A 21,084-nucleotide genomic window follows, 5' to 3' on the forward strand; every position below is an offset into this window, starting at 1 on the left:
TTACTGAAGGATATTCTGTTTTGATATGCAAAGCTCATCTTTTTCTATTCTTTTAGTTAAAACCTCTTCCATTGGAGATGTTATTCAAACATTGCCAACGCTGCAATATTTACGTGCTCGATTTCCAGAAGCAACGATTGATTGGGTAGTAGAAGAACCAAATGCTTCTTTATTAGAAGCCTCACCTTTGCTTTCTCATATTATCGTAATCAATACTAAAGCTTGGCGCTCTTCTTTAAGTGCTTGGAGAAATTTTCTAAGCACTCTGAAAAACCTGCGTTCTAAAAAATACGATTTATTATTCGATTTACAAGGAAACACCAAATCCGCTTGTGTAACCCTCTTAGCAAGGGCTAAAGAAAAAGTCGGTTTTGACTCTACTCACGTACAAGAAAGAATCAACCTTTTAGTCACTACAAAAAAAATAGCCCTTGCTAAAACGCTCAATGCGCAAATGAAATATTTGCAATTGATTCAGCGTTATTTTAACGATGATGCGGTTTTTTTTCCGCAACCAATTTCTATGAATTTAACATTCTTAGAAAAAAATAGACTAGAAGCGCTATTAGCAAATAGATCTTTTAAAGCACCAATGCGCCTAATGATAGCAGCGCATTCTCGTTGGCCAAATAAAGAGATACAAGTAGAGACATTATGTTCTTTGCTCACTCAAATTAGCACGCAATATTCCGTATGTTTCTTCTTTGTATACCATACTAAATTAGAAAAGCAACAAGCCGATTATATGGTTCAAAGGTTTAAAGCTCAATCTCTGAGTATAGGAGAATTGAGTTTGCCTTTATGGCAGAATTTAATGAGCGAAATGGATGGAGTGATTTGTGTAGATTCAGCGGCTCTTCATTTATGCGCAACAACTAACACTCCTTCTTTTAGCATATTTGGACCTTCGTTGGCAGATCGCTATCGCCCGATCGGGCAACAACATTTTTCTGTGCAGGGTAGTTGCCCTTATGGGATGCAGTTTTGGTCTCGCTGTCCTCTTTTAAGAAAATGTGCTACAGGGGCTTGTTTAAAAAATCTTGATTCCAGTCATTTAATCAATGCTTGCTTTGAATGGTTAGCTACCATTAAGAGCAGATTGCAATAAAGAAAAATCAATATGACTCTCTGCAATAGAAAGGGCTTCTTTAATCTTATCGGTATCTTCTGTCGAAATTTTTGCAGTGAAAGCAGAAATTTTTTGCATCGCTGTGTAACTGTGTAAAGGCGTATAAAGAACGGGAATATCAGCTTTTGCTAATTGCTCTATTAAATAATGGCGGGGAGCGAAATCTCCTGTTAAAATCATTCCTGCACAAAGACCTTCTTTATGGATATCTAGTAATTCTAAATGCTTATTAAGCGTAGCTAAAATAATATCTTCACGATTAGACGGTGTAATAATGAGTTGGTTGGGTAAAATCATTTCGCGGTAGCTTTCCACGGAGGTTGCAACTAATCGAATACGATCAAAATGGCGAAACCTATAATTAGACCCCGTAATAATAGGGGTTTGAAATAACAACTCAAAATCACCCATCGAAAAAGTACTTAAAAAAGGATCAAAAGGAATACATCCTAATAAAGGAAGATTCCAGCGTTTAAGTGCTTTTCTCATGTAATGCTGAATCATTTCTTGTTTTTCAGGTAATACACGGTTAAGAATCACTCCTAGAATGGATAGTTTGTATTGATTACATAGGGTAATGTTTAGTGTTAGATCATCAAAGCTAGAGCCCAAACCTCCTGAAGAGATTAAAATGAGGGGAAGTTTTAGCTCTTTGGCTACTTGAGCGTTATTTAAATGGATGATAGAACCCACTCCACAATGCCCGGTACCTTCTACAAGAACCAATTGCTTGTTTTCTTGGATTGTTTTAAAAGAGGTGATCATTTTTTTACGCAAATCATCAATGTGGATTTTTTTGTCTAAAAAATCACGAGTAAAACCAGCGGGAATTAAAATAGGGCTCATAGATTCTAAAGAATCGGTTAATCCAAAATGTTTTTTAAAAACCAGTACGTCTTTATCTACCTGTATACCTTGCTTTGTGGTAATGTGTTGTTGTCCAATGGGCTTCATATAGCCTAAAGGAGAAAAAAGCTTATGCAGCCCGGAGAAAAGGCCTAAACAGGCTGTGGTTTTGCCAATATGCTGACCAGTGGAAGCAATAAAAAGCCCTCGCATATTTAAACCTTTATAGAGAAGCGATTTGAGTTAAATATTTCACAAATAATTTGCTTAGCATCAGGAAAAATTTCTTCTTCTCTTAGCTCTAAAACTTGCCCTTTAGAAAACCACTGATAAGGGAATTCTTTGACTAAACCCTCTTCAATCGGATATCCAACAAATATAAAATCTATATGTTGGTGCTCAAGGATCTGATTCCAAGCTGGAATTTCTTCCAATAAGCATAAAAAAGGACGTGGGATGCTACAGGCATTTTTATGAGATACTTGAAAATATTCATCTTGGTAAAAACCCACTTTTAAGCCTGTTTCCTCTAACACTTCTCTTAAAGCGCATTCATGAGGGGTTTCATTCTCTTCTAAGTGTCCTCCTGGAGGAAGCCATTTGTGGAATTTAGGGTGCATTAGCAAAAGAACTTTGTCCTCTTTGATAATGTACACAGTTGCTGTGAATTGTCGTTGCATAAAGCCTCTTAAAGGGTTTTTATTTAGCTTAAATAAAACATGGAAAAAATGATAGGATCCTTTAGGAAACCCATTTTAACAAGGCTCTTATGAAAGAATTCACTGATTTGATAGAAACAATAGATAAAATTATCAATAACTGTGAATGGTCTTGCAGGCAAAATTTGAAGAGCTTGCAACCCTATCTTCTTGAAGAAGTGCATGAAGTGATAGAAGCTATTGATCTGGATTTAGACGAACCGATTAGGGAAGAATTAGGAGATATGCTTTATACTCTTCTTTTTTGTGCTAAAATTGCAGAAAAGGATAAACGATTTGGTCTAACTTCTATTTTATCAAATATAAACGAAAAGCTGATCCGTCGTCATCCTCATGTTTTTAACAACTTAAAAGTGCATAGTATAGAAGAGATTGCAGAAAACTGGCAGAAGATCAAAAAAACGGAATCTAAAGGGGTGCTTAGCGGTATTTCAGAAAATCTCCCTAGTTTAGCTCGAGCACAAAAGATTCTACACCGTCTTAAGGCAAATGGTTTTCCTAGACTCAAATCAGAACTTCTACCGTTAGATACAGAAGAGCAAATAGCTAACTCTTTAATCGATGTTTTAATGACAGCAGACAGTAAAGGAATTGATGTAGAAGGTGCTTTAAGAAGGAAACTTGCCCATTTACAACTGCAATTTGAGAGCTGGGAAAACTCTTAAGCTGCAGTTACAGGTAAAATGATTCTTCTGCCTAATTGAGCCATAAGCTCTGGTTGATACAAAGCTTTTTCTGTTGCTAAGTCTACAATATTCTGTAAACGTCCCTGGATTACAGGGGCAATCAGAGATGCTGCATCATAGGGGATCTTTTCTGATAGCTTTGATGATAAACGCTCCATCTTCGTGAAATCCTTAAGAACAGTTGCAGGCACTGTATTAGCAATAAAGACACTAATATCGCTTAAGAGTTCTGTAATCTCATCTTTTACAGCATTTTGTTTTTCTTTATTTTCTTTAGGACGCTCCAATGCTTGATTGGTTAACACTAAGCCTTGATAGATCCAATCATACAGGGCTTCTTCAGAAGGAGGGGTTGTTAATAGTTTTGTAAGTGCAAGCGTAACCTTTTCTTTAATTACATGATTGGCTTTATTTCTTATAAAAGTATTTGTTTTATCGCTTAGTACTTCAGTTATGGATACAGTATTTTCTTGTGTTATATTCTCTGAAGGCACCTGAGGAAGAAGATTGCTGAGTATTTTTAGAGGTGTTATTACTATTTTGTCTAGAAAAACAGGTAAAATAAAGAGAGCTTCTCTGTCTTTTTCTTCTTTTGAAGTTTGAGTTTTTTTAGCGTCTAATAATAGCGCTGTATTATAATGAATCTGTTTATAATTTGTTATTTGTTGATCAAGCACTCCTTCTAATTTTGGAGAGTGTTTCTGCAGCTTATTCATGAAGTTTGCCGTATTAATAGCAATCTCTGTAGAAGCAGCTATTTGTTGAGCATCTCTGTATTCATTAAAAGAGCGCATAAGCTTCTCTGCAAATTGCTGTGCAAGAGCATTAGAAGGTTGTGCTTGTGCTTTTTGAGATCTTTCTTCTTCTAATTGTTGCAATATTTTATAAGATACCCTTAGACCATCACGGATTAAAAGATCTAATGCAGACGCATTTTCATTAGCGGGCTTAAGAAGAGAATCTATACTTGTTTCAATAATAGAAGAAATAAGAGCGGGTTTATCTAGGTAAGATGCAATCCATTTTAATAGAGATGATTCTGATTTTTCCACAAGGTCATCTACTAATTTACTATACAGATCTTGAAGATTGAGATCTTTGAGAGGTGCTTCATCTTCATTTGGTTTTAAGGATAAAAGCTGCTTTACAATCAGGGTGGTGATTTGCTCTGGTTTTGGAAATCCTTGAGCACCTGCTTTAGCATTTAAGATGGCAGAACCCAATAAGTGAAAGTAGGTCGTTGCATTTTCTACTATTTTCTGGCTCAAAGCATGAAATTGATCTTGAGTATATTCTTGATCTAATTTTTGATAAATTATTTCAGAATAGTTGCTTATTGCACGAGAAATGGTTTTATGGAGATAGTCTTCTATCCTCAAGTGTTTAGTGACAAAAAAGCAGACCCTTGCTGCAACGATTTTCCATGTAGAAAATCCCTGCATTTTAAGTTCATCAAGGAATAGTTGTTTAGGACAGCTTTTCAATTCTTCAGACTTCTGGATGATATTGCGATAAAATAGAGAGTCTCTAGTGGGATTAAATAAAGTTTTATCAATGAACATCATAAAGCTAAGAGTTGTTGCATGCTTTGCTAGTTTCTGTAGTTCTTGTTCAATAGCTAATTTACTCCCTTCTTTAGAAGGAGGACGTTGTTCGATTTCCTTTACCAGGGTAAGATACTTCTGAGGTTGTAAAGCAGATGCTCTTTCTTCGGGTATAGGTTGACTAGGATCAAATGAAAGTGCAGCTATTAACTGTAAAAATTTCCCTTTTTCATCATTTTGAAAAGGGACTTTGAGGTTCGTGGTAAATTTAGTTAAGAGAGCTATTAAACGTGTATGTTCATCAGGTGTTATGCACCTCTTTATAAGGGAAATTCCTAGTTTAGAAAGAGCTGCGCTCGTTTGCGAAAAAATGGTTTCTTTTGGCACTAACTCTTTAATGATCTCTCTACATTGATTCAACTGTTTTTGTAAATTTTCTTTATTAAAATACTTTCCATTAGAAACAACAGATAAGTTCTCTAAAAGACAGACCAAAGCTTTTGCCTCTCTCTTAGTAAAAAGATAAGGTTGTTCTTTTAGCAAAAGCCCTAAATTTTCTGTTAGAGCATTACAAGAGGAACCTGGAGCATCATTTTTAAAGGGGAATCTCATTTTTTTGAGATCTAATAATAAGCCTTGAGCTTTTTTATCATTAGGTAAGTGCTCTAACTTTTTTTGTAGATCCTCAAAAGAGGAAATATCATCCTCAAGATAGGTTCTTATTTTTTTGAATACGGTTTGTCTATGCTTTTCCTTATGTGTTTGCATAAAAGAAACAACTTCTTCACTTTTCTGCAGTATTGTTTTAAGTAATTCGTTTTTAACATAGACATTCTTACCGATTGTCTTAGAGCTACTCTTAGGGAGAAACGTTTTAAGAACAGTATTAACATCTGCAATTAAATCAAGTAACCCTGCACGGTTAGCTGCTTTTTTAGTAACTTGGTTAAAACCTGGATCTTCTAGATTAGAATTAAACTGCTCTTTTAGTAAAATAATAGAGTTGAGCTGTTCTTTGGGAAATTGTTTGTTTTCAATATAATTAATTACTTTATCTAATCCGATATATAGTTGATGAGATTGCATCACAGTTTCGTTGAATGCATCAAGCAAATCATAAGCCTCTTTCAACTTGTTCGTATCATAGCTGTTTATGAGTGCTTTAAACTTTTTAGAAAATTTATTAAAAGACGTCTCTATTTTATTCTTTTGTTCAACAGGTAATTCTATTCGAAGGAGGTTATTATATTTTTTATTAAATTCTTCCAATGTCTTTGTGTGTGTATCCTTTAAAGGATTTAAGTTTTCTTTAGCTTCTTTATATTTTTTTGCAAACTCATTAAGTAATATTCTTATTTTTCCGGGATGATATTGTTCTAAGGTCTTGCCGAAGTTTATTATTTGATTAATGATCCCTCTATTTTCTTCATTTAAAAGAATTAAGGGCGTGGAAGATTCATCGGAATAAGGATTAAAAGGATTAAAAAAAGAAGAAAAAAAGCTAGATACCAATGTAGGACAGGATATCTTTCCTATGAAAGGTAGGGAAGGGATTGTCCTATAATTAGGACAATCTGTAGATAATGGCTTAATAGGCATAATAAATTCTCATTTTAATATCCTATTTTATCATGTATTTGTTTATTTTGTTTAAAAAAAACCATTATTTATTTATTAATTTAAAATTAATAAATTTTTAATTTATAATTGAATGAATCATTTTCTTGCTTTATAAGGTCTTGTAAGTGCATTAAATACAGTAAGAAAGGATTTTTTTGCTTAAGTTTATATGGCGTAAATGATATATATTACCAAATATTTTTTTATAAAAAGATGGGTCTCATGAAAAGAAAACAATGGATTATTAGTATTGCTTGCGGAGGATTGGCTTATGCCTCTACTATTTCCGCAGAGAGTAATTTAGACTTTTACGGTGAATATATCTATTTAAAACGCAATGACATAGAGAAAACAACACTTGTTAGAAACACAACTACTGAGACAAGTGCTTTGTCTAATGTGCGTAAGTTTGATTTTAAACCGGGTTATCGCGTAGGGGTTATTTATACAGCTGACTGCACCAACAGTTTGGAATTTAACTACTTACATGTTAATTCTTGGGGTTTTAATAAATCGGTTTCTGGCAATCAAGATCTGCTTATACCTTTAAAGCAAAATGCTGCTAGTTTCCCAGTAGCTGATCTGGTTAGAGAAAAATATCGTGTGGCTTTTTGTGCAGGAGAAGCAAATTATTGGTATTATTTAACTCCAAGAGCACAAAATTACTTTTCCTTTGCTACCTTGTTTGGCTTTCACTACTTTCGCCTGGAAGAGAAGTTAAAGCTTCTATCCATCACTAATGCTATTGTGAACCCTTATTTTGTAAATATGCGTAATGAGATGTTTGGATTGCAATTAGGCTGTCTTTTGCAATCTAATCCAACAGATGTCACCTATTGGAACATAGCTGCCAAAGCAGGTGGTATGGCGAACAATTTAAGATTGGAAAAGTCTCTACAAAGCAAGAAAGAGCGAGTAAGGGCAGGGCTTTTTACTGAAGTTTCTGCGCAAGCAGGCTGGACTCCAGCTTCATGGATAAAGTTTTATGTGGGGTATCAAATGATCTTTTTATATGGTATTGGAACAGCGCCAGAGCAGATATCTCAGAGAAGAAGTTGCATACATCATGACAGTAAGACGATCTTTCAAGCTGTATCTGGTGGGATGGCTTTTACTTTTTAAATAAATGCCGGAGATTAATTTCTAGCACAACAGAAATTCCTTAAGGCTGCTACTTTCCAGTTCTGACCTAGTTCAGACTCTGCAGTTCCAAAAGATCCCCGGCAAGAAGCATCGTAGCATTAAGTTGAAATTCTGAGCAACTTTAAAAATGTTATATATGAGAAAAAAAAGGACCTATTCTTCTAGTTTTTCTTCAATTTGTATTTCTGCAGTCTGCTATTAAATTTTTCAGGAATGGTATAAGTAATTATTCCCTTTTCAAGTAGGTTACAAATTGCTTTTTTCAATCCTCCAGAAATATGCTTATGCCCCAATAATCAAGATTATCCATGAAACCAGTTAATCGATCTGAGCCTCTAAAACGAGCAAGTCTAAGAGCTAACTGAGGGTAACTTGAAAAAAGCTTTTCACTTTTGCCATATAATGCAATAGCAGCATTAATAAGGTGTCCATCATCAAAAAGACCTAATCCACGGAGAATAGATTCTGAATCAGTGTAAGTAGGATTTTTCATTCGTCCTAATTTTACGGCATTTTGAAGAGTCGCTTGAATCTCTTCCTCGTCTAGATCTTTGGCTGATACCCACTTAGGAGCTAATTCGTTTTCCCACCGGCGATGAGCATGAAATTTATTTAAAATACGCTTCTCATATTCTCCGCGGGGCATAGGGTCCGTATCGAATATAAGGGCGTCCATCATAACAATAAGTCCCCATTTTTCCAGGAATATGAATAGCAATGATTACTCTATCCTTTGCTCTTGATGCTTTGGAAGTTCTTTAGAGTCTTTCCACGTGTTCTAACTTGGTATTAGGAAAAAAATGACTTAAAATCTCAGGGGTTTTTTTTGCATTTTTTGCCATACAGATAGCGCTAAATAGACATAATCCAACGCCGTGTCCTTTTCCGTGACCTGTAAAGTGTACTGTTTTTTCATCTACATCAATGGTAAAGTCATTGCTTTTGAGCTTTGTACCTAATTTTTTCTGTAGGGTAAAGAAGTCCATCTGTTTTAGCTCATTGTCATCTTTGTAACGAATAGCATAAACCTTATGCGAGTCTGCATCTTGATAAAGATCTAATGCTTGTATATTTTTAACATCTAGTAGACGTGCTAGTTGTTGTTTTGAGATGGTAAAAGACCAATTGTGATTCTCTCTTTGTGCGGATGCAATAGGGGAATCAACTCCTGAGGGAGTGGTGACGTTTTTACGAAAAATGCTAGAGAAAGAAGCCGTTTTTCCTGCACTATCTTCTGTCCAAGAAGCTTCAAATGGGGCTGATTGATAGGTAAGAATCATATTGCGTGTGCGAAAGATACAAGCCGGAATGTGAGGGTTTTGACAAGTAAGAGAGCTACCTTGGTAATCAATTTCTGAGCTAGTAACATGCCAATGCAAGAGAGGATCTTTATTTGCTAAATAATAGGCTTTAGTTCGTGCAATAATGGCTAGGGCATCCATGACTTCTTCATCTACCTCAGAAAAGGTTTGAAAAGAAAGTACACATTTTAGGTAATTTTCAATATCAATCTCATTAATAATATGAAGTTTGCCTTTTATATCATATATTTCTACGCAGCCTTTATATTCAATCCCATTAACCAATATGCTGCTTTGAGGATCTGCTGGAACAAGGCGAATTTGAGAAATTCCAGGAAAGAGCTCTCCCCATTTTAGTCCTGCTCCTTGAGAGAGAACGGGTTGTTTTTTAGAATAAATGCCACTTGCAAGTAGGAAATCATTTTGAGGATTATAAACGAAATAGCGGCCTTTAGCCTCCAAAAAAGCTAGGGGTAGGTCTTTATGAAGTAAGATTTTAATCGTTTGAGGTTTGTATTTCTTAGAGATATCACTTAGGGTCTGTGTATTTACAGACGCTTCTTTACTATAGCATAAGCTATGAGTCGTTAATGAAAGTGTTACAAAAGTAAGCAGTAGCTTCATACAAGATCTCCATCAAGTTTTAAAAGGAATTTTAAGATGTTCATAAGCCAACGTGGTAGCTTCTCGACCTCTTGGCGTGCGCTTTAAAAGTCCTTGAGTAATTAAATAAGGCTCATATACTTCCTCTAGGGTGTGAATTTCTTCAGAAAGAGCTGCAGCTATTGTACTAATACCAACAGGTCCTCCTTGGTAATAATCAATTAAAGTAGACAGGATTTTTTTATCCATCTCATCTAAGCCTAGTTCGTCAATTTCTAACATATTTAATGCCTCATTTGCAAGAGACTCATCAATTTTGCTAAAACCTTTAATTTGTGCAAAATCACGAACCCATTTTAAGAGGTTATTAGCAATTCTAGGTGTTCCTCTTGCGCGTCTTGCAATGGATAAACAAGCTTCTTTTGTAAGAGATATTCCTAAAATTTGTCCTGTACGCATAATAATTTTCTCTAAGAATGTAAAACAATAATAATTTAGTCTGAAGTTTAGAGTGAAACGAGAGCGCATAGGGCTGCTTAAAAGCCCAACACGGGTAGTAGCTCCTACTAGAGTAAAGCGATTAAGTTTTACTTGAATGCTGCGAGCAGCAGGGCCAGAATCAATCATTAAATCCAGAAAAAAATCCTCCATAGCAGCATAAAGGTACTCTTCAATTGCTCTATTTAACCGATGAATTTCATCAATAAATAAAATATCGCCCTCTTTTAGATTTGTTAAAATACCTGCTAAATCACCTGCTTTTTCAATGGAAGGGCCTGAGGTAAGTACAAGGTCTGTTTGCATGGCTTTGGATAAAATAGTTCCTAAGGTGGTTTTGCCTAAGCCAGGAGGGCCGTGAAAAAGGCAATGCCCAAGAGGTTCATTTCTTTGCTTAGCTGCTAAGATAGATACTTCTAGACGTTTAACGATTGTATCTTGTCCCACAAATTCCGATAAGGCTTGCGGTCTTAATGGAATCTCAGCAGAATCATCCTTTTTATTCCAAGATGAATGGGTAAAGCTATCGGGCATAATTTGAACCTTGTGATCAGTAACTAATGAAAACTCTAGCAAGAAATCGAATTCACACGCTATACCTATCTCTTTTAAGAAGAGTAAATTTATTAGTCTATAACCTCAAACTCAAGGAGAGAAAATCAATATGACTCTACAATCAGATCGTTGGATTCGTTACATGGCAGAAGAACATGAAATGATCGATCCTTTTGTAAAAGAGCAAGTGCGCTATGTAGAAGGAAAAAAAGTGATTAGTTTTGGGCTTTCAAGCTATGGCTATGATTTAAGAGTGGCCAGGCAATTTAAAATTTTTACAAATATATATAACTGTATCGTAGACCCAAAAAACTTTAGCGAAGATTCTTTTGTTCCTATAGAAGCAGAAGAATGTATGATCCCTCCTAATTCTTTTGCGCTTGCTCGTAGCGTAGAGAAATTTCGGATCCCAAGAAATGTACTTGCGGTTTGTGTGGGCAAGTCTACTTATGCGCGCTGCGGCATTATTGTGAATGTAACGCCTTTTGAGCCTGAATGGGAAGGATATGTGACTTTAGAGATTTCTAATACTACACCTCTTCCTGCCAAAATTTATGCAAATGAAGGGTTAGCTCAGGTTTTATTTTATCAAAGCTCAGAAGAGTGCTTAGTCTCTTATAGAGATCGGGATGGGAAATATATGAAACAGAAAGGGATTACCTTGCCTGTGGCTTAAAGTAGAAAAAAAAGAACAGATACTCTAAGTATTAAATTTTAGAGGACTTTTGCTATTTATATGCGATCACTTAAGAATAAAACCCATAAACCCATTCTTAGAAAAAATGCTTTTTTTCAATATGGATGGGTATTATTGTGTATGCTGTGCTGTTGCTTTATGTATTTACGTGCCATGAAAAAAAAAAAGCAGGTATTAGAGGTGCTTAAATGTCAATTATACGCTCTTCAATCTGAGGAAAAATTTTTACTGGAAGAAAAAGAAGATTTAAAGTTGCAAATTAACTCTCAAAGGGACCCAGCATGGATTGAGTTAACATTGATGAAGGGCTTAGGGTTAGTTCCTGAGGGGCAATTAAAAGTCTATTTTACAAGAGATGAGTGATTCTTTGGGATTAGCCTTTGCTGTTTTTCTATTGGTTTTGCTTCTTCTCTCTTCTGCTTTTTTTTCCTGCTCAGAAGTGGCATTATTTTCTTTATCTTCAATGAAGGTCAAGGTCTTTAGAGCAGATCTAGATCGGCGTAAACAGTTAGTTGCTCATCTGCTCTCTTCCCCTCGTGATTTAATCATTACAATTCTGGTATTGAATGTAATTACCAATATTTTATTTCAAAATGTAATATCTAGTTTATTTGGGGCTTTTTCTGCATGGATTTTACATATTGGCCTGCCACTTGTATTGACTTTGGTATTTGGTGAAATGATCCCTAAATCGATAGGTCTTGCTAATAATGATGTGATTTCTTATCGGGTAGCTCCTTATATCTATCGACTGCAAAACTTTTTTTTGCCGGTTAGAAAAGTTTTAGTAGCTATTACGCAATTTTTGATGAGATTATTGTTTTTTTTCTTGAAAAAAGAGCCTGATATCTCAGTTGATGAATTAGAATATGCTTTAAAGGCATCTCGTCAATTAGGAGTGCTAAATGAAGAAGAAGCAGAACTTATACAAGGCTATTTGCAATTAAGTGAATCTCAGGTCAAAGAATTGATGAGACCAAGGGCGGACATCCTGTTCTTTGATTTAGAAGAGCCCTTGGCAAAGCTTGTGCGTATGTTTGTGGACCAGCAATGTTCGCGAGTTCCTGTTTGTCAAAAGAACCTCGATTCTGTGATTGGCATTATGACCAGCCAAATCTATTTTTTACATAAGGAAAAACTACAGCAACCAAAAGATATGATAGCTATTTTACAAAAACCATTTTTTGTTCCTGAAATGACTTCAGCTCCTATACTTTTAAGGCAAATGCTTGATAGGCAAGAGCTTTTAGCTTTAGTAGTTGATGAGTATGGGTCTGTATCGGGTTTAATTGCTTTAGAGGATTTAGTAGAAACAGTTGTTGGAGAGATTGCAGATGCACGAGATGAAAAAGCGGATTACACTTCATCTGGCAAGGGGATTATTATTGCAAGTGGCAAACTAGAACTCTCTGAGTTTGAAAAGATTTTTGGGATAGCTCTGCCGAGTATGAATAATATGATTACTCTAGGGGGGTGGTTAACAGAGCAAATAGGAGACATCCCAAAAGCGGGGTTTAAACACACAGCCCATGGCTTTTTATTTCATGTATTAGCCTCAGATCATAAACGTGTACGTCGTATATACGTAAGGCAATTAAAGATATCTTCTTCAAAAGGAAGCTCTTAATGCAATCTTGGAAAGCTTTTCTTTGCTTTACTCTTCTTTCTTTAGTTGTACAAGGTTTTTTTTCTATGACGGAAATGGCTTGCGTTTCTTTTAATAAAGTACGCTTGCAATACTATGTGAGTAAGAAGAAAAAAAGTGCTCTTTGGTTAAATTATTTGCTAAATCACCCCGCTCTTTTATTTGGAACAACACTTATTGGAGTAAATACCGCTTTGTTTTTTGGCTCGGAGTGCTCGCGTCGTTTTTACGATTCTATTGGTTTAAGCCCTGATTTTGCTCCTCTATCGCAAATCATTCTTGTTCTGATTTTTGCAGAGATTACCCCTATGTCCTTAGGTAGGCGTTATGCAGAGCATATGGTGTTATTTGGAGTGCCTTTTTTATACTTCTTCTCTTTATTGTTGCGTCCTATCATCTTTATCTTAGATCTACTTTGTAGATGGATTAATCATTTAATTGGGAATCCTATCTCTTCTACAGCCTATCTTTCTCGTGAAGAGCTACAAAATGCTATTGAAGAAAGGGAAAGCCCTTCTGATCATTCCAATAAACAAGAGTTAAATACGATTGTAGCAAATATTTTTTCTTTAAAAGCAAAAATAGCTAAAGATATCACTCAGCCTTTAACGCAAATACCGCTTGTTCCAGCTTTTTGTACGGTAAAAGAGCTGCGTCGTTTTATAGAAGGCAAACAAATCGTCTTTGTACCTATCTATCACCGGCATCCACAAAATATTATTGCGGTTGCTTACTTAAGAGATTTGCTTCGCATTCCTGAAAATAAACGGGTAAAAGAGTACGCAAGATCCCCTTGGTTTATTGCTCAAACTACATCGATTTTAGATATTTTAAAACAATTTCGTCATAATAACCAGAGCTTAGCCATTGTACTAGATCGCAAAGGTCTAGCTAGAGGAGTTTTAACTTTAGATGCCATTGTACATGAAATCTTTGGAAAATCTTCTATTTGGGAGTCTTTTTCTGATATTTTACCTAATGCTTTTCATGTGGTTTTAGATCGCAGCTTTCCTGCTCAAATGCGTCTTGATGAATTTAATAAACAATTTGGTGTGCACCTTTCCTATCAGAATGCAGAAACCTTAGGAGAGATAGTAGTGAAAGCGTTAAACCACAATCCTTCGCAAGGAGATAGTGTGCGGATTGATCGCTTTGAATTGATTGTAGAAGAGATTTCTTTCTTGGCCATTAAAACCGTATTGGTAAAAACCATTTCTTAAGAACGAAGGTCTTTAATTGTTTTAGCAATAAGTGAACTTGCTGATTTGATCTCTTCTTCTGTAGTCATGCGAGATAGGGAAATCCGAATAGAAGATCGAGCAAATGGGTGGGAAATGCCCATATTTACAAGAATGCGAGAAGGCTCTAAGGCTCCAGATGAACAAGCAGACCCATGACTTACTGCAATACCCCTCATATCTAGTGCAATGATCAGATCTTCTCCTTGAACGCCAGGAAAGCAAAGATTGCTTGTATTGCAGATTCTCTTCCCAGAGCCATTAATGATGACAGGAGCTGCTTGTTCTATAAGGTAAGCTTCTAGTTGATCTCTTAGCTCAGTCATTTTTTCTGTAGCAGAAGGTAACTGTTCGTATAAGCACTCTACTGCAGCTGCCATTGCTGCAATTCCGCTTAAGTTTTGTGTGCCAGAGCGTCGATTGGATTCTTGGCTTCCTCCTATAATAAAAGGGTATAGTTCTAACTCTGGACGTATAAAAACACAACCTATTCCCTTAGGGGCATGTAATTTGTGCCCAGAAAACCCCATAGCCGAAACACCGCTAGGAATAGAAAAGGTTTCTTTCCCTAGAAGAGCTACTGCATCAACTATGAAAGCAATGTCGTTTTTTTTTGCTATTTGAGCAATCGCATCTATGTCGGTTTTTACTCCTGTTTCACTATTTACAGCTGAGAGGATAATCATGCGTGTTGAAGGAAGGATTGCTTTTTCAATTTGGTCTGGATGGACACTACCATGCAATCCAGCTTGTAAAAAAGACACACAAGTACCTCTTTTTTGCAACATGGTCAAGTTGTTATAAATACAAGCGTGTTCTACATCAGAAGTGATGACGTGTGCATTTAGCTTATTTTCTAACATGCCGTGGATCAAAAGATTCATGGATTCTGTGCCGCCTGATGTGAATACAATCTGGTCGGAGGCAACCGCGAGGTAAGTGGCAATGGTATCTCTATAACCTTGTAACCTTTTTTTAGCCGCTTGCCCAAAGCGATGGACAGAAGAAGGATTTCCTACAGGTGCTGTGCTCTCTTTGATGAGAGCATCTAAAGATTCTTGTGCAAGTGGAGTAGTTGCATTATTGTCTAGGTAAATAGCAGTGCTAATCATAGAATATTTACTAACAATAAAGTGATATTGTCATGTCCTCCATTTTTTAAAGCTTTTTGTAATAGCTGATTTCCTTTTACCTCCAAAGAGCAGGGAAGTTTTAAGATGCTGTGCATTGCCTCATCATTGACTAAATTAGAAAGTCCATCGCTACATAAAAGGTAGGTATCACCTGGTTGTATGCTATAACTTCCTACATCTGGTTCTACTTCTATATGAGTGCCTATAGCGCGTGTAATTACATTGCGGAATAGCAAAGGGCGCGTATGTTTAGAGCCATCAGATGGTTGCCCCCATTGAATATGGCGAATTTTATGATCTTTGGTTAATTGTTCAATGCGGTTGCGTATGCGATACAACCGGCTGTCTCCTACATGAGCATAGACCAAGTAATCATCAAATAACATAAAACAGCAAAGAGTAGTTCCCATTCCTTTATATTCTTTAGCTTGTTTTGCTTTTTGTAAGACTGTTTTATTAGCTTGATAGACAGCTTTTTTCATATGCTTTAAAAGCTCTTGGATTGATTCTATACTAGGCAGTTCTTGAATGGATGAACAAACGCTTTCCACTGCGGTATAAGAGGCTATTTCGCCTGCATTATGACCACCCATTCCATCTGCTAAAGCATAAAAATGCTTTTCTGGAATTTCTTTCCATGCATCTTCATTATTGGCGCGTGAAAGCCCTATATCAGAAATACCAAAGCTCTGAACATCACGGCGAGTAGCTGCCATTTTTTCTCGATCCTCTCTTTCTTTTCTGGTACATATCATACTTTGTTCCTTTAAATCGATAATATTTTTTTTATTCTGCAGGGGATAGAAGGATACGAGCCACGCTTACTATGTTTAAAGTCATATGTAGGCTAATCGATGCAAACAAAGAACCTTGGCGTTCATAGATAAAACCTAGGAAAAGAGCAAATGCAAATAAAGAGAGTAGCAAAGAGACATTGCCAATTCCTTGACTAAATGAAAAATGAAATGCAGAAAAACAAATAGAAGAAAAGACAATTGCCAAGCTTTTTTTCATATATCTTTTTAAATAAGATTGTAAGCATCCTCGAAAAAGCAGCTCTTCAATAATGGGAGCAGCAAGTGTGATCATAATCAAAGCGGGTATAAGTTGAGAAGGTGAGTAGATAGATTTTTTTAGGTAACGTACAGCTACTTGTTCATAGGTTTCTAAGTGAAAAAAAAGATAAAGGATAAAGTCAAATAGCTGGCCAACCGCAATAACAACGGGAAAACTAATTATCCATGTTAATATCCCCATTCCTATATCTTGCGCTAAAGATTGGCTGCAACTTGGCTTTTTCCAAATATGCCTCCAAATAGTTTTATTTTGGCTAGATAAAACAGCTCTAATTAAGAAGAAGGTAACTGTTATGATAAAAAGTTGTAGCCAACTTAATATAAACAGAGGAAAGGGGGTTTCTGGTTCTATTAGTGGATAGATAAGCTTGGATAAAGTAATTAAAATCGGTAGTCCTAAGAGGGTCATACATAAATAGACTGCAAAAACGCCTAAAAGCTGTGCTAAAGAAAAAGGAACATTTGTATGAGATCGATCATGAAAAAATCCACGTGACTTAGCAATAAATAGGGTAAATAATCCAATGGTTCCAAATAACAGGATCGCTGTCAAATAGTCGCCGCTTATGGAAGAAGTTAACATCAATAGCCCTTTTTAATCGTTATGAGCTGCTAAAAGAACATAGTCTTCAAGACGATTACAGATGTGTTTGATAAATTGTGAATGTGCAAGTCCCATTGGAGAGATTATAAACATTTCATGGCCCCATTTTTCTTGTTGAAAATTACTGCGTGTAAAGGGTCTAGGAATGAAATGAGATTCATGTACTAACTCCTGCAAAACTACTTTAGGCTCATCTTTTCGCAAATCAAAAACACGCACACGCATGGTCATTAAAAGCTCAGCAGAGCACTTTTTAGAATCAATGGTTTTTTTATCATCTTGCCTTGCTACTTCGTTATGTTCTACCAGTTCGAGAAACACTACAAACCCATGATGGGAAAATACCTTTTTAATCCAGCTAACATCTTGTCCAAAAGGGTTTTGGCTTAAAACGAGAGTTTTGTCAAGATCCATTAAAGAAAGATGGTTTTTTTGCGCAAGTTGGTGATTAATGCAATAAGTGAATTCATCAGACAGGCTCCAAATACTATCTTCTTCTGTACTATCAATGACAGGAGCAATTGCAACAACAGGCTTTAGGGCTGCTTGTGTTTGTTGTTTATGATCTTCTAGAGGAATTAGGTTCAAATTACAACCTGTAACAAGGGCTAAAACAAGAAAAAGTGCTCGTGGCATAATAGATATCTCCAAAAAGCTTCTTAAAAAACTAACATAGCAAATTTCTTTGCTTTTTAGAAAGCACTACTCCAGATTTTTCAGAAATGTATAGGTTCTTGGCCTCTAGAGATAGACTTAACTATTCAATCAAATTATTCTAAACAAATATTTATTTTTGCAAATTAACTAATTCTTTAATTAAATCAATTGTTTTTAACTGTTTAAATATTGTTATTTAATTAATCTTAATATTTTTTTGATAAAATAGAAGCAGAATTAATTATAGAGTATAAAGCTATGGCTATCCCAAAGGATATTTTTGTACAAAACCCAGCTCTTTTACTGAAAAAAGACGAAACCCAAGTCTTTGATGCTTCGGGCTGTCTAAAAGTCTTTGCAAATGCACTGTCTTCTAAAGAAGGTGAAATATCTCCAAGCAGGCTGGAAAAAGCTGTAGATTTAGTTAATACACAGGCCCGAATTGTAGGATATAGCACATTCACTGGATACTTATGTACCTCTATAGCCAAAGAAATCACCAGCTCTTCTTCTCTATCAACAGCAAATAATGTTCTAAATTATACAAATACACTGATATTTGGAGCTTTATATGGTTTAGCCGCTGTGCAAAATAGTTATCAATTAGCTCAAGATCAAAATCTTAGCGATCTTCTTAAACAAGATGATGCTCTAGCTCTAAAGGCGCTTATTCAAAATACACCCATTTCTAGTCATTTAGAGCAATTACAAGCAGCTTGGAGCACATTAGACCCTAAAGATCAAGAGCTTAAAAAACAACATTTTAAACAAAAAACACAAAAGTTTGCACTAGAAGGTCTGAAAAATACACAAATACAGTCCTCTGATCTAGATGATCTTTTACAAATTTTGCAAGTACAAGATGGCTCAAATGAAGTTCATGAATTATTAGGTCTAAATGATAAAGACTATTGGGAATTTACTCCTTTAGAAGCGCTGGGTCTTCTGATTGACCAACATAAGGTTAAGACGCGTCAATGGGTGCAGCTTAAAGAGACAGCGAGTCTTCCTGTTGCCCAAGCAGTTGATAAGGCTTATAGAAGAGGGTTATTAGAAAGAGTCAATAATGGAGATTCTAAAGTACAAGAAAATGCTAAAAAAGAGTTGCAAGAATTAATAGGACGTGTGCGTGTAGAAAATACTAAAACAAAAAAGGTTCACACAGCTCTTCTCATCATTAACTTACTAGGTGCTATTCTATCTGTGGTTGGAGTGCTAACTTTGCCACTTGGTATTGGTATTGCGCTTTCTGCCTTATCTTTTTTAATCACAACCCTATCAATAGGATCCAAAGCATACCTTGCTAAAAAAAACCTATCAGATACTTCTTGTGGTAAATATGACAAGGGGATGGTTATTACAATCGCCATACTGCTTGGAATATCTTTAATTGCGCTCACGGGAATAACACTAGGCTTTGGTTTATCCTTTGTCCAATTAGGAATCTCTTTAGGTATAGGTGCTCTTGGCGAAGGATTTCTAGGATATTATTACTACCTATTGACTCAAAAAGATGTTCTTTGGAAAAAAGACCACCCTTCTTTAGAGATATTTCAGGACTTTCTTTCCAATAAGAAACAATGGGATCAAGACGTGCATAATTTATTTAAAAAGCTACCTAAAGATTTACGCATGGCCATTCGTCAGCACTATGCGCAGCAAGATTTTCCTAGTAATTGTTCCCTAGGAAATAAAGTTTCGGCTCTTAAAAAGACCTCAAAACATTTTTGGAATCAGTGGTTGATCTCAGGTTCAAAAGAAGACCGTAAACTAGCTTTAGAGATTCAAAGTGTATATGAAGAAGCCAAAAGCACACGCTCTTTAATTAAAAAAGGTTCAAAAAAGGAAAAGCTTTTAAACGATTTAGAAACTGATTTAAACCGGGTTTTAAAAAATTCGCAGGTAAAAGAGCAATATGAAAAAGATCTTAAGTATGTTGTGCATAGAAAAAATAACGGCTTAAGTCAGCTGCGCGAAGTAAGTAATATTTCTCAAAAAATCTTAGCAAAACCTTTATCTTCTGCGAAGCGTTTAGAACGAAACAGTTAATTTTAATATATTCTTAATATTAATTTATTATTAATATCCTTTGTTTAATAGGTTTTTATTTGATTTTGTGTTATAGTTTAGTTATAAAAAGGTAAATTATATGAGCCATTTAATAACATTAGAAACACTTAAGCAGTTTGTTTTACCAGCTGATCCCTATAAGAACCGTAATAACTTTAGTGATTTAGCTTTAAACACTTTAGCTGTGCTTGGTAATTTAGCTATGCAATGTAAAAGGATATTGCCTAGAGAGGATTCTCCTGTTTTAAGCTTTGTAAAATGCTTAAGCTTTGTTTCAGCGGGAAATAACTTCTATTTAGCAGGTGTAAATATCAAAAACTCTGCTGACATTAATGATATAGCTGGTCAAAGAGCAAATGAGGTAAAGCAAGTTCGTAGCGCCATGCAATTCTTGTCTGGTGTTTTATACTTTTCGAGCTTAGGTTTAAGTTTATCTAGCAGCATTGCTTCTTTCAAAACCGTTATTATCGCATCAGGAATTCTTAGCAAAACAACTACCGTGCTTAGTAATTCAGCTGTGTTTCTTATGTTGTTGCTTACATCAATGAAGTTGCATGAACAGCGTGGTTTTCAACAAGAATTAGATAGGAGACTAAGCGAGCTGCAACATGTATCTCCTCAAGAAAAAGAAGAAGCCATTGCAAAGTTTCTACAAGAACAAATAAGTCTATCTAAACCGCAGCAAGAAGATCTAAAGATAAAGCTTCAAGAAAGGTATGCTAAAAAATCGATAGAGGATATTACAAACTCTAAAAAGCCTTATTACAAAAATATAGACACATATGTAACGCATCGTTTCTCTAGGAGAATTTCTAAAATAGAAACTAATAAAGCAGATAAAGCAGCTCATATGAAGCGCATGACTAATAGAAATTGTATAGAACTCATTAAAAAGATGGACGACACTAATATGAGTTCTACAATAAAAAAAGTACAAGAAGCCGCTTATAAAAATATCATGTTTAATTATTTGGGAATAGGACTCGGGAGTATTGGACTTTTAGGACTTGCTATTTCTTTTATGCCGGGAGCTGCATTTGTTACTTTATCTACCGTTTTAAGCTTAATTCCCACAGCAGCTTTCTCTGCACTTGGAGCATATGACTTATACCAGTCATTGCAAAATAATAAAGAGGGGCTCTACGATCGTCTAGTTCTCGTTGCTACAGGCTGTGTAGGAATTATCACTTCAACTGCTCTATATGCTTTAACAGAACACATCTTTGTCAAATGCGCAGCCATTCTTTTAGCTGCTATTTGGCTGTCACTTATTTGTTATGTTTCTTCACGTTTGGAAAATCAGCCAAAAATTGCCTAACG

Annotated in this window: 19 protein-coding genes and 1 other RNA gene; 9 read left to right on the forward strand and 11 right to left on the reverse strand. The window is 35.6% G+C overall.

Annotated elements, in window-relative coordinates; translation table 11 throughout:
• Positions 1-25: 25 nt before the first annotated feature.
• A complete protein-coding gene (locus RHTP_RS08585) occupies positions 26-1,108 on the forward strand; it encodes a glycosyltransferase family 9 protein (protein ID WP_138107709.1) in 1,083 nt (360 codons plus the stop codon).
• Here RHTP_RS08585 and RHTP_RS08590 read toward each other — a convergent pair.
• Both RHTP_RS08590 and RHTP_RS08595 read right to left on the reverse strand, forming a co-directional pair.
• Complete coding sequence (locus RHTP_RS08590) at positions 1,079-2,188, reverse strand: phosphotransacetylase family protein (RefSeq protein ID WP_138107710.1); 1,110 nt, start codon at positions 2,186-2,188, stop codon at positions 1,079-1,081. The two genes, RHTP_RS08585 and RHTP_RS08590, sit on opposite strands and share 30 nt — an antisense overlap.
• Positions 2,189-2,190: 2 nt before the next feature.
• Complete coding sequence (locus RHTP_RS08595) at positions 2,191-2,655, reverse strand: NUDIX hydrolase (RefSeq protein WP_138107711.1); 465 nt, start codon at positions 2,653-2,655, stop codon at positions 2,191-2,193.
• A gap of 89 nt (positions 2,656-2,744) precedes the next feature.
• On the opposite strand from RHTP_RS08595, the gene RHTP_RS08600 reads away from it, so the two are divergent.
• Positions 2,745-3,359: a MazG nucleotide pyrophosphohydrolase domain-containing protein gene (locus RHTP_RS08600; RefSeq protein WP_138107712.1), complete on the forward strand. Its 615-nt coding sequence runs from the start codon at positions 2,745-2,747 to the stop codon at positions 3,357-3,359.
• On the opposite strand, the gene RHTP_RS08605 is transcribed toward RHTP_RS08600, so the two are convergent.
• The gene (locus RHTP_RS08605; RefSeq protein WP_138107713.1) at positions 3,356-6,523 is read right to left on the reverse strand and encodes a hypothetical protein; all 3,168 of its coding nucleotides are present in this window, start codon (positions 6,521-6,523) and stop codon (positions 3,356-3,358) included. The genes RHTP_RS08600 and RHTP_RS08605 overlap by 4 nt on opposite strands.
• Positions 6,524-6,766: 243 nt before the next feature.
• On the opposite strand from RHTP_RS08605, the gene RHTP_RS08610 reads away from it, so the two are divergent.
• Positions 6,767-7,666, forward strand: a complete 900-nt coding sequence (locus tag RHTP_RS08610; RefSeq protein WP_138107714.1) for a hypothetical protein — start codon at positions 6,767-6,769, stop codon at positions 7,664-7,666.
• A 4-nt stretch (positions 7,667-7,670) separates the two neighbouring features.
• On the opposite strand, the gene ffs is transcribed toward RHTP_RS08610, so the two are convergent.
• The 4 genes from ffs to ruvB all read right to left on the reverse strand — a co-directional run bounded on the left by ffs (position 7,671) and on the right by ruvB (position 10,623).
• Positions 7,671-7,768, reverse strand: an RNA gene (gene ffs, locus RHTP_RS08615) — signal recognition particle sRNA small type.
• A gap of 181 nt (positions 7,769-7,949) precedes the next feature.
• Positions 7,950-8,366 carry a hypothetical protein gene (locus tag RHTP_RS08620; protein ID WP_138107715.1) on the reverse strand — a complete coding sequence of 139 codons (417 nt, stop codon included), beginning with the start codon at positions 8,364-8,366 and terminating at the stop codon, positions 7,950-7,952.
• 79 nt (positions 8,367-8,445) lie between these two features.
• Positions 8,446-9,612 carry a SpoIID/LytB domain-containing protein gene (locus RHTP_RS08625; RefSeq protein ID WP_138107716.1) on the reverse strand — a complete coding sequence of 389 codons (1,167 nt, stop codon included), beginning with the start codon at positions 9,610-9,612 and terminating at the stop codon, positions 8,446-8,448.
• A gap of 12 nt (positions 9,613-9,624) precedes the next feature.
• Positions 9,625-10,623, reverse strand: coding sequence for a Holliday junction branch migration DNA helicase RuvB (gene ruvB, locus RHTP_RS08630; RefSeq protein WP_171005793.1), 999 nt, complete (start codon positions 10,621-10,623; stop codon positions 9,625-9,627).
• Positions 10,624-10,753: 130 nt separating this feature from the next.
• On the opposite strand from ruvB, the gene dcd reads away from it, so the two are divergent.
• Genes dcd through RHTP_RS08650 form a run of 4 tightly spaced genes read left to right on the forward strand, consistent with a single transcriptional unit; the run spans position 10,754 to position 14,206 of the window.
• Positions 10,754-11,320 carry a dCTP deaminase gene (gene dcd, locus RHTP_RS08635; protein ID WP_138107717.1) on the forward strand — a complete coding sequence of 189 codons (567 nt, stop codon included), beginning with the start codon at positions 10,754-10,756 and terminating at the stop codon, positions 11,318-11,320.
• 60 nt (positions 11,321-11,380) lie between these two features.
• On the forward strand, positions 11,381-11,704 hold the full coding sequence (locus tag RHTP_RS08640) for a hypothetical protein (protein WP_244609552.1): 324 nt from the start codon (positions 11,381-11,383) through the stop codon (positions 11,702-11,704).
• Positions 11,697-12,968, forward strand: coding sequence for a hemolysin family protein (locus RHTP_RS08645; RefSeq protein ID WP_138107718.1), 1,272 nt, complete (start codon positions 11,697-11,699; stop codon positions 12,966-12,968). The genes RHTP_RS08640 and RHTP_RS08645 overlap by 8 nt, the downstream gene beginning before the upstream one ends.
• Entirely contained in the window at positions 12,968-14,206 is a 1,239-nt protein-coding gene (locus RHTP_RS08650; RefSeq protein ID WP_138107719.1) for a hemolysin family protein, read from the forward strand. The genes RHTP_RS08645 and RHTP_RS08650 overlap by 1 nt, the downstream gene beginning before the upstream one ends.
• On the opposite strand, the gene RHTP_RS08655 is transcribed toward RHTP_RS08650, so the two are convergent.
• The 4 genes from RHTP_RS08655 to RHTP_RS08670 are packed head-to-tail and all read right to left on the reverse strand — an operon-like array spanning position 14,203 to position 17,673.
• Positions 14,203-15,336, reverse strand: a complete 1,134-nt coding sequence (locus tag RHTP_RS08655) for a cysteine desulfurase family protein (RefSeq protein ID WP_138107720.1) — start codon at positions 15,334-15,336, stop codon at positions 14,203-14,205. The genes RHTP_RS08650 and RHTP_RS08655 overlap by 4 nt on opposite strands.
• Positions 15,333-16,112 (reverse strand): protein phosphatase 2C domain-containing protein, encoded by a 780-nt coding sequence (locus tag RHTP_RS08660; RefSeq protein WP_138107721.1) that lies wholly within the window; start codon positions 16,110-16,112, stop codon positions 15,333-15,335. The genes RHTP_RS08655 and RHTP_RS08660 overlap by 4 nt, the downstream gene beginning before the upstream one ends.
• A gap of 31 nt (positions 16,113-16,143) precedes the next feature.
• Positions 16,144-17,016 carry a CPBP family intramembrane glutamic endopeptidase gene (locus RHTP_RS08665; protein WP_138107722.1) on the reverse strand — a complete coding sequence of 291 codons (873 nt, stop codon included), beginning with the start codon at positions 17,014-17,016 and terminating at the stop codon, positions 16,144-16,146.
• Positions 17,017-17,028: 12 nt separating this feature from the next.
• Positions 17,029-17,673: a CT253 family lipoprotein gene (locus RHTP_RS08670; RefSeq protein WP_138107723.1), complete on the reverse strand. Its 645-nt coding sequence runs from the start codon at positions 17,671-17,673 to the stop codon at positions 17,029-17,031.
• Between the two features lie 279 nt (positions 17,674-17,952).
• Between RHTP_RS08670 and RHTP_RS08675 the strand changes: the two genes are divergently transcribed.
• Positions 17,953-19,743 carry a YrzE family protein gene (locus RHTP_RS08675; RefSeq protein ID WP_138107724.1) on the forward strand — a complete coding sequence of 597 codons (1,791 nt, stop codon included), beginning with the start codon at positions 17,953-17,955 and terminating at the stop codon, positions 19,741-19,743.
• 100 nt (positions 19,744-19,843) lie between these two features.
• Entirely contained in the window at positions 19,844-21,082 is a 1,239-nt protein-coding gene (locus RHTP_RS08680; RefSeq protein WP_138107725.1) for a hypothetical protein, read from the forward strand.
• The last annotated feature ends 2 nt before the right edge of the window (positions 21,083-21,084 follow it).

It is taken from the genome of Candidatus Rhabdochlamydia sp. T3358, from assembly GCF_901000775.1.
Classification (GTDB): Bacteria; Chlamydiota; Chlamydiia; order Chlamydiales; family Rhabdochlamydiaceae; genus Rhabdochlamydia.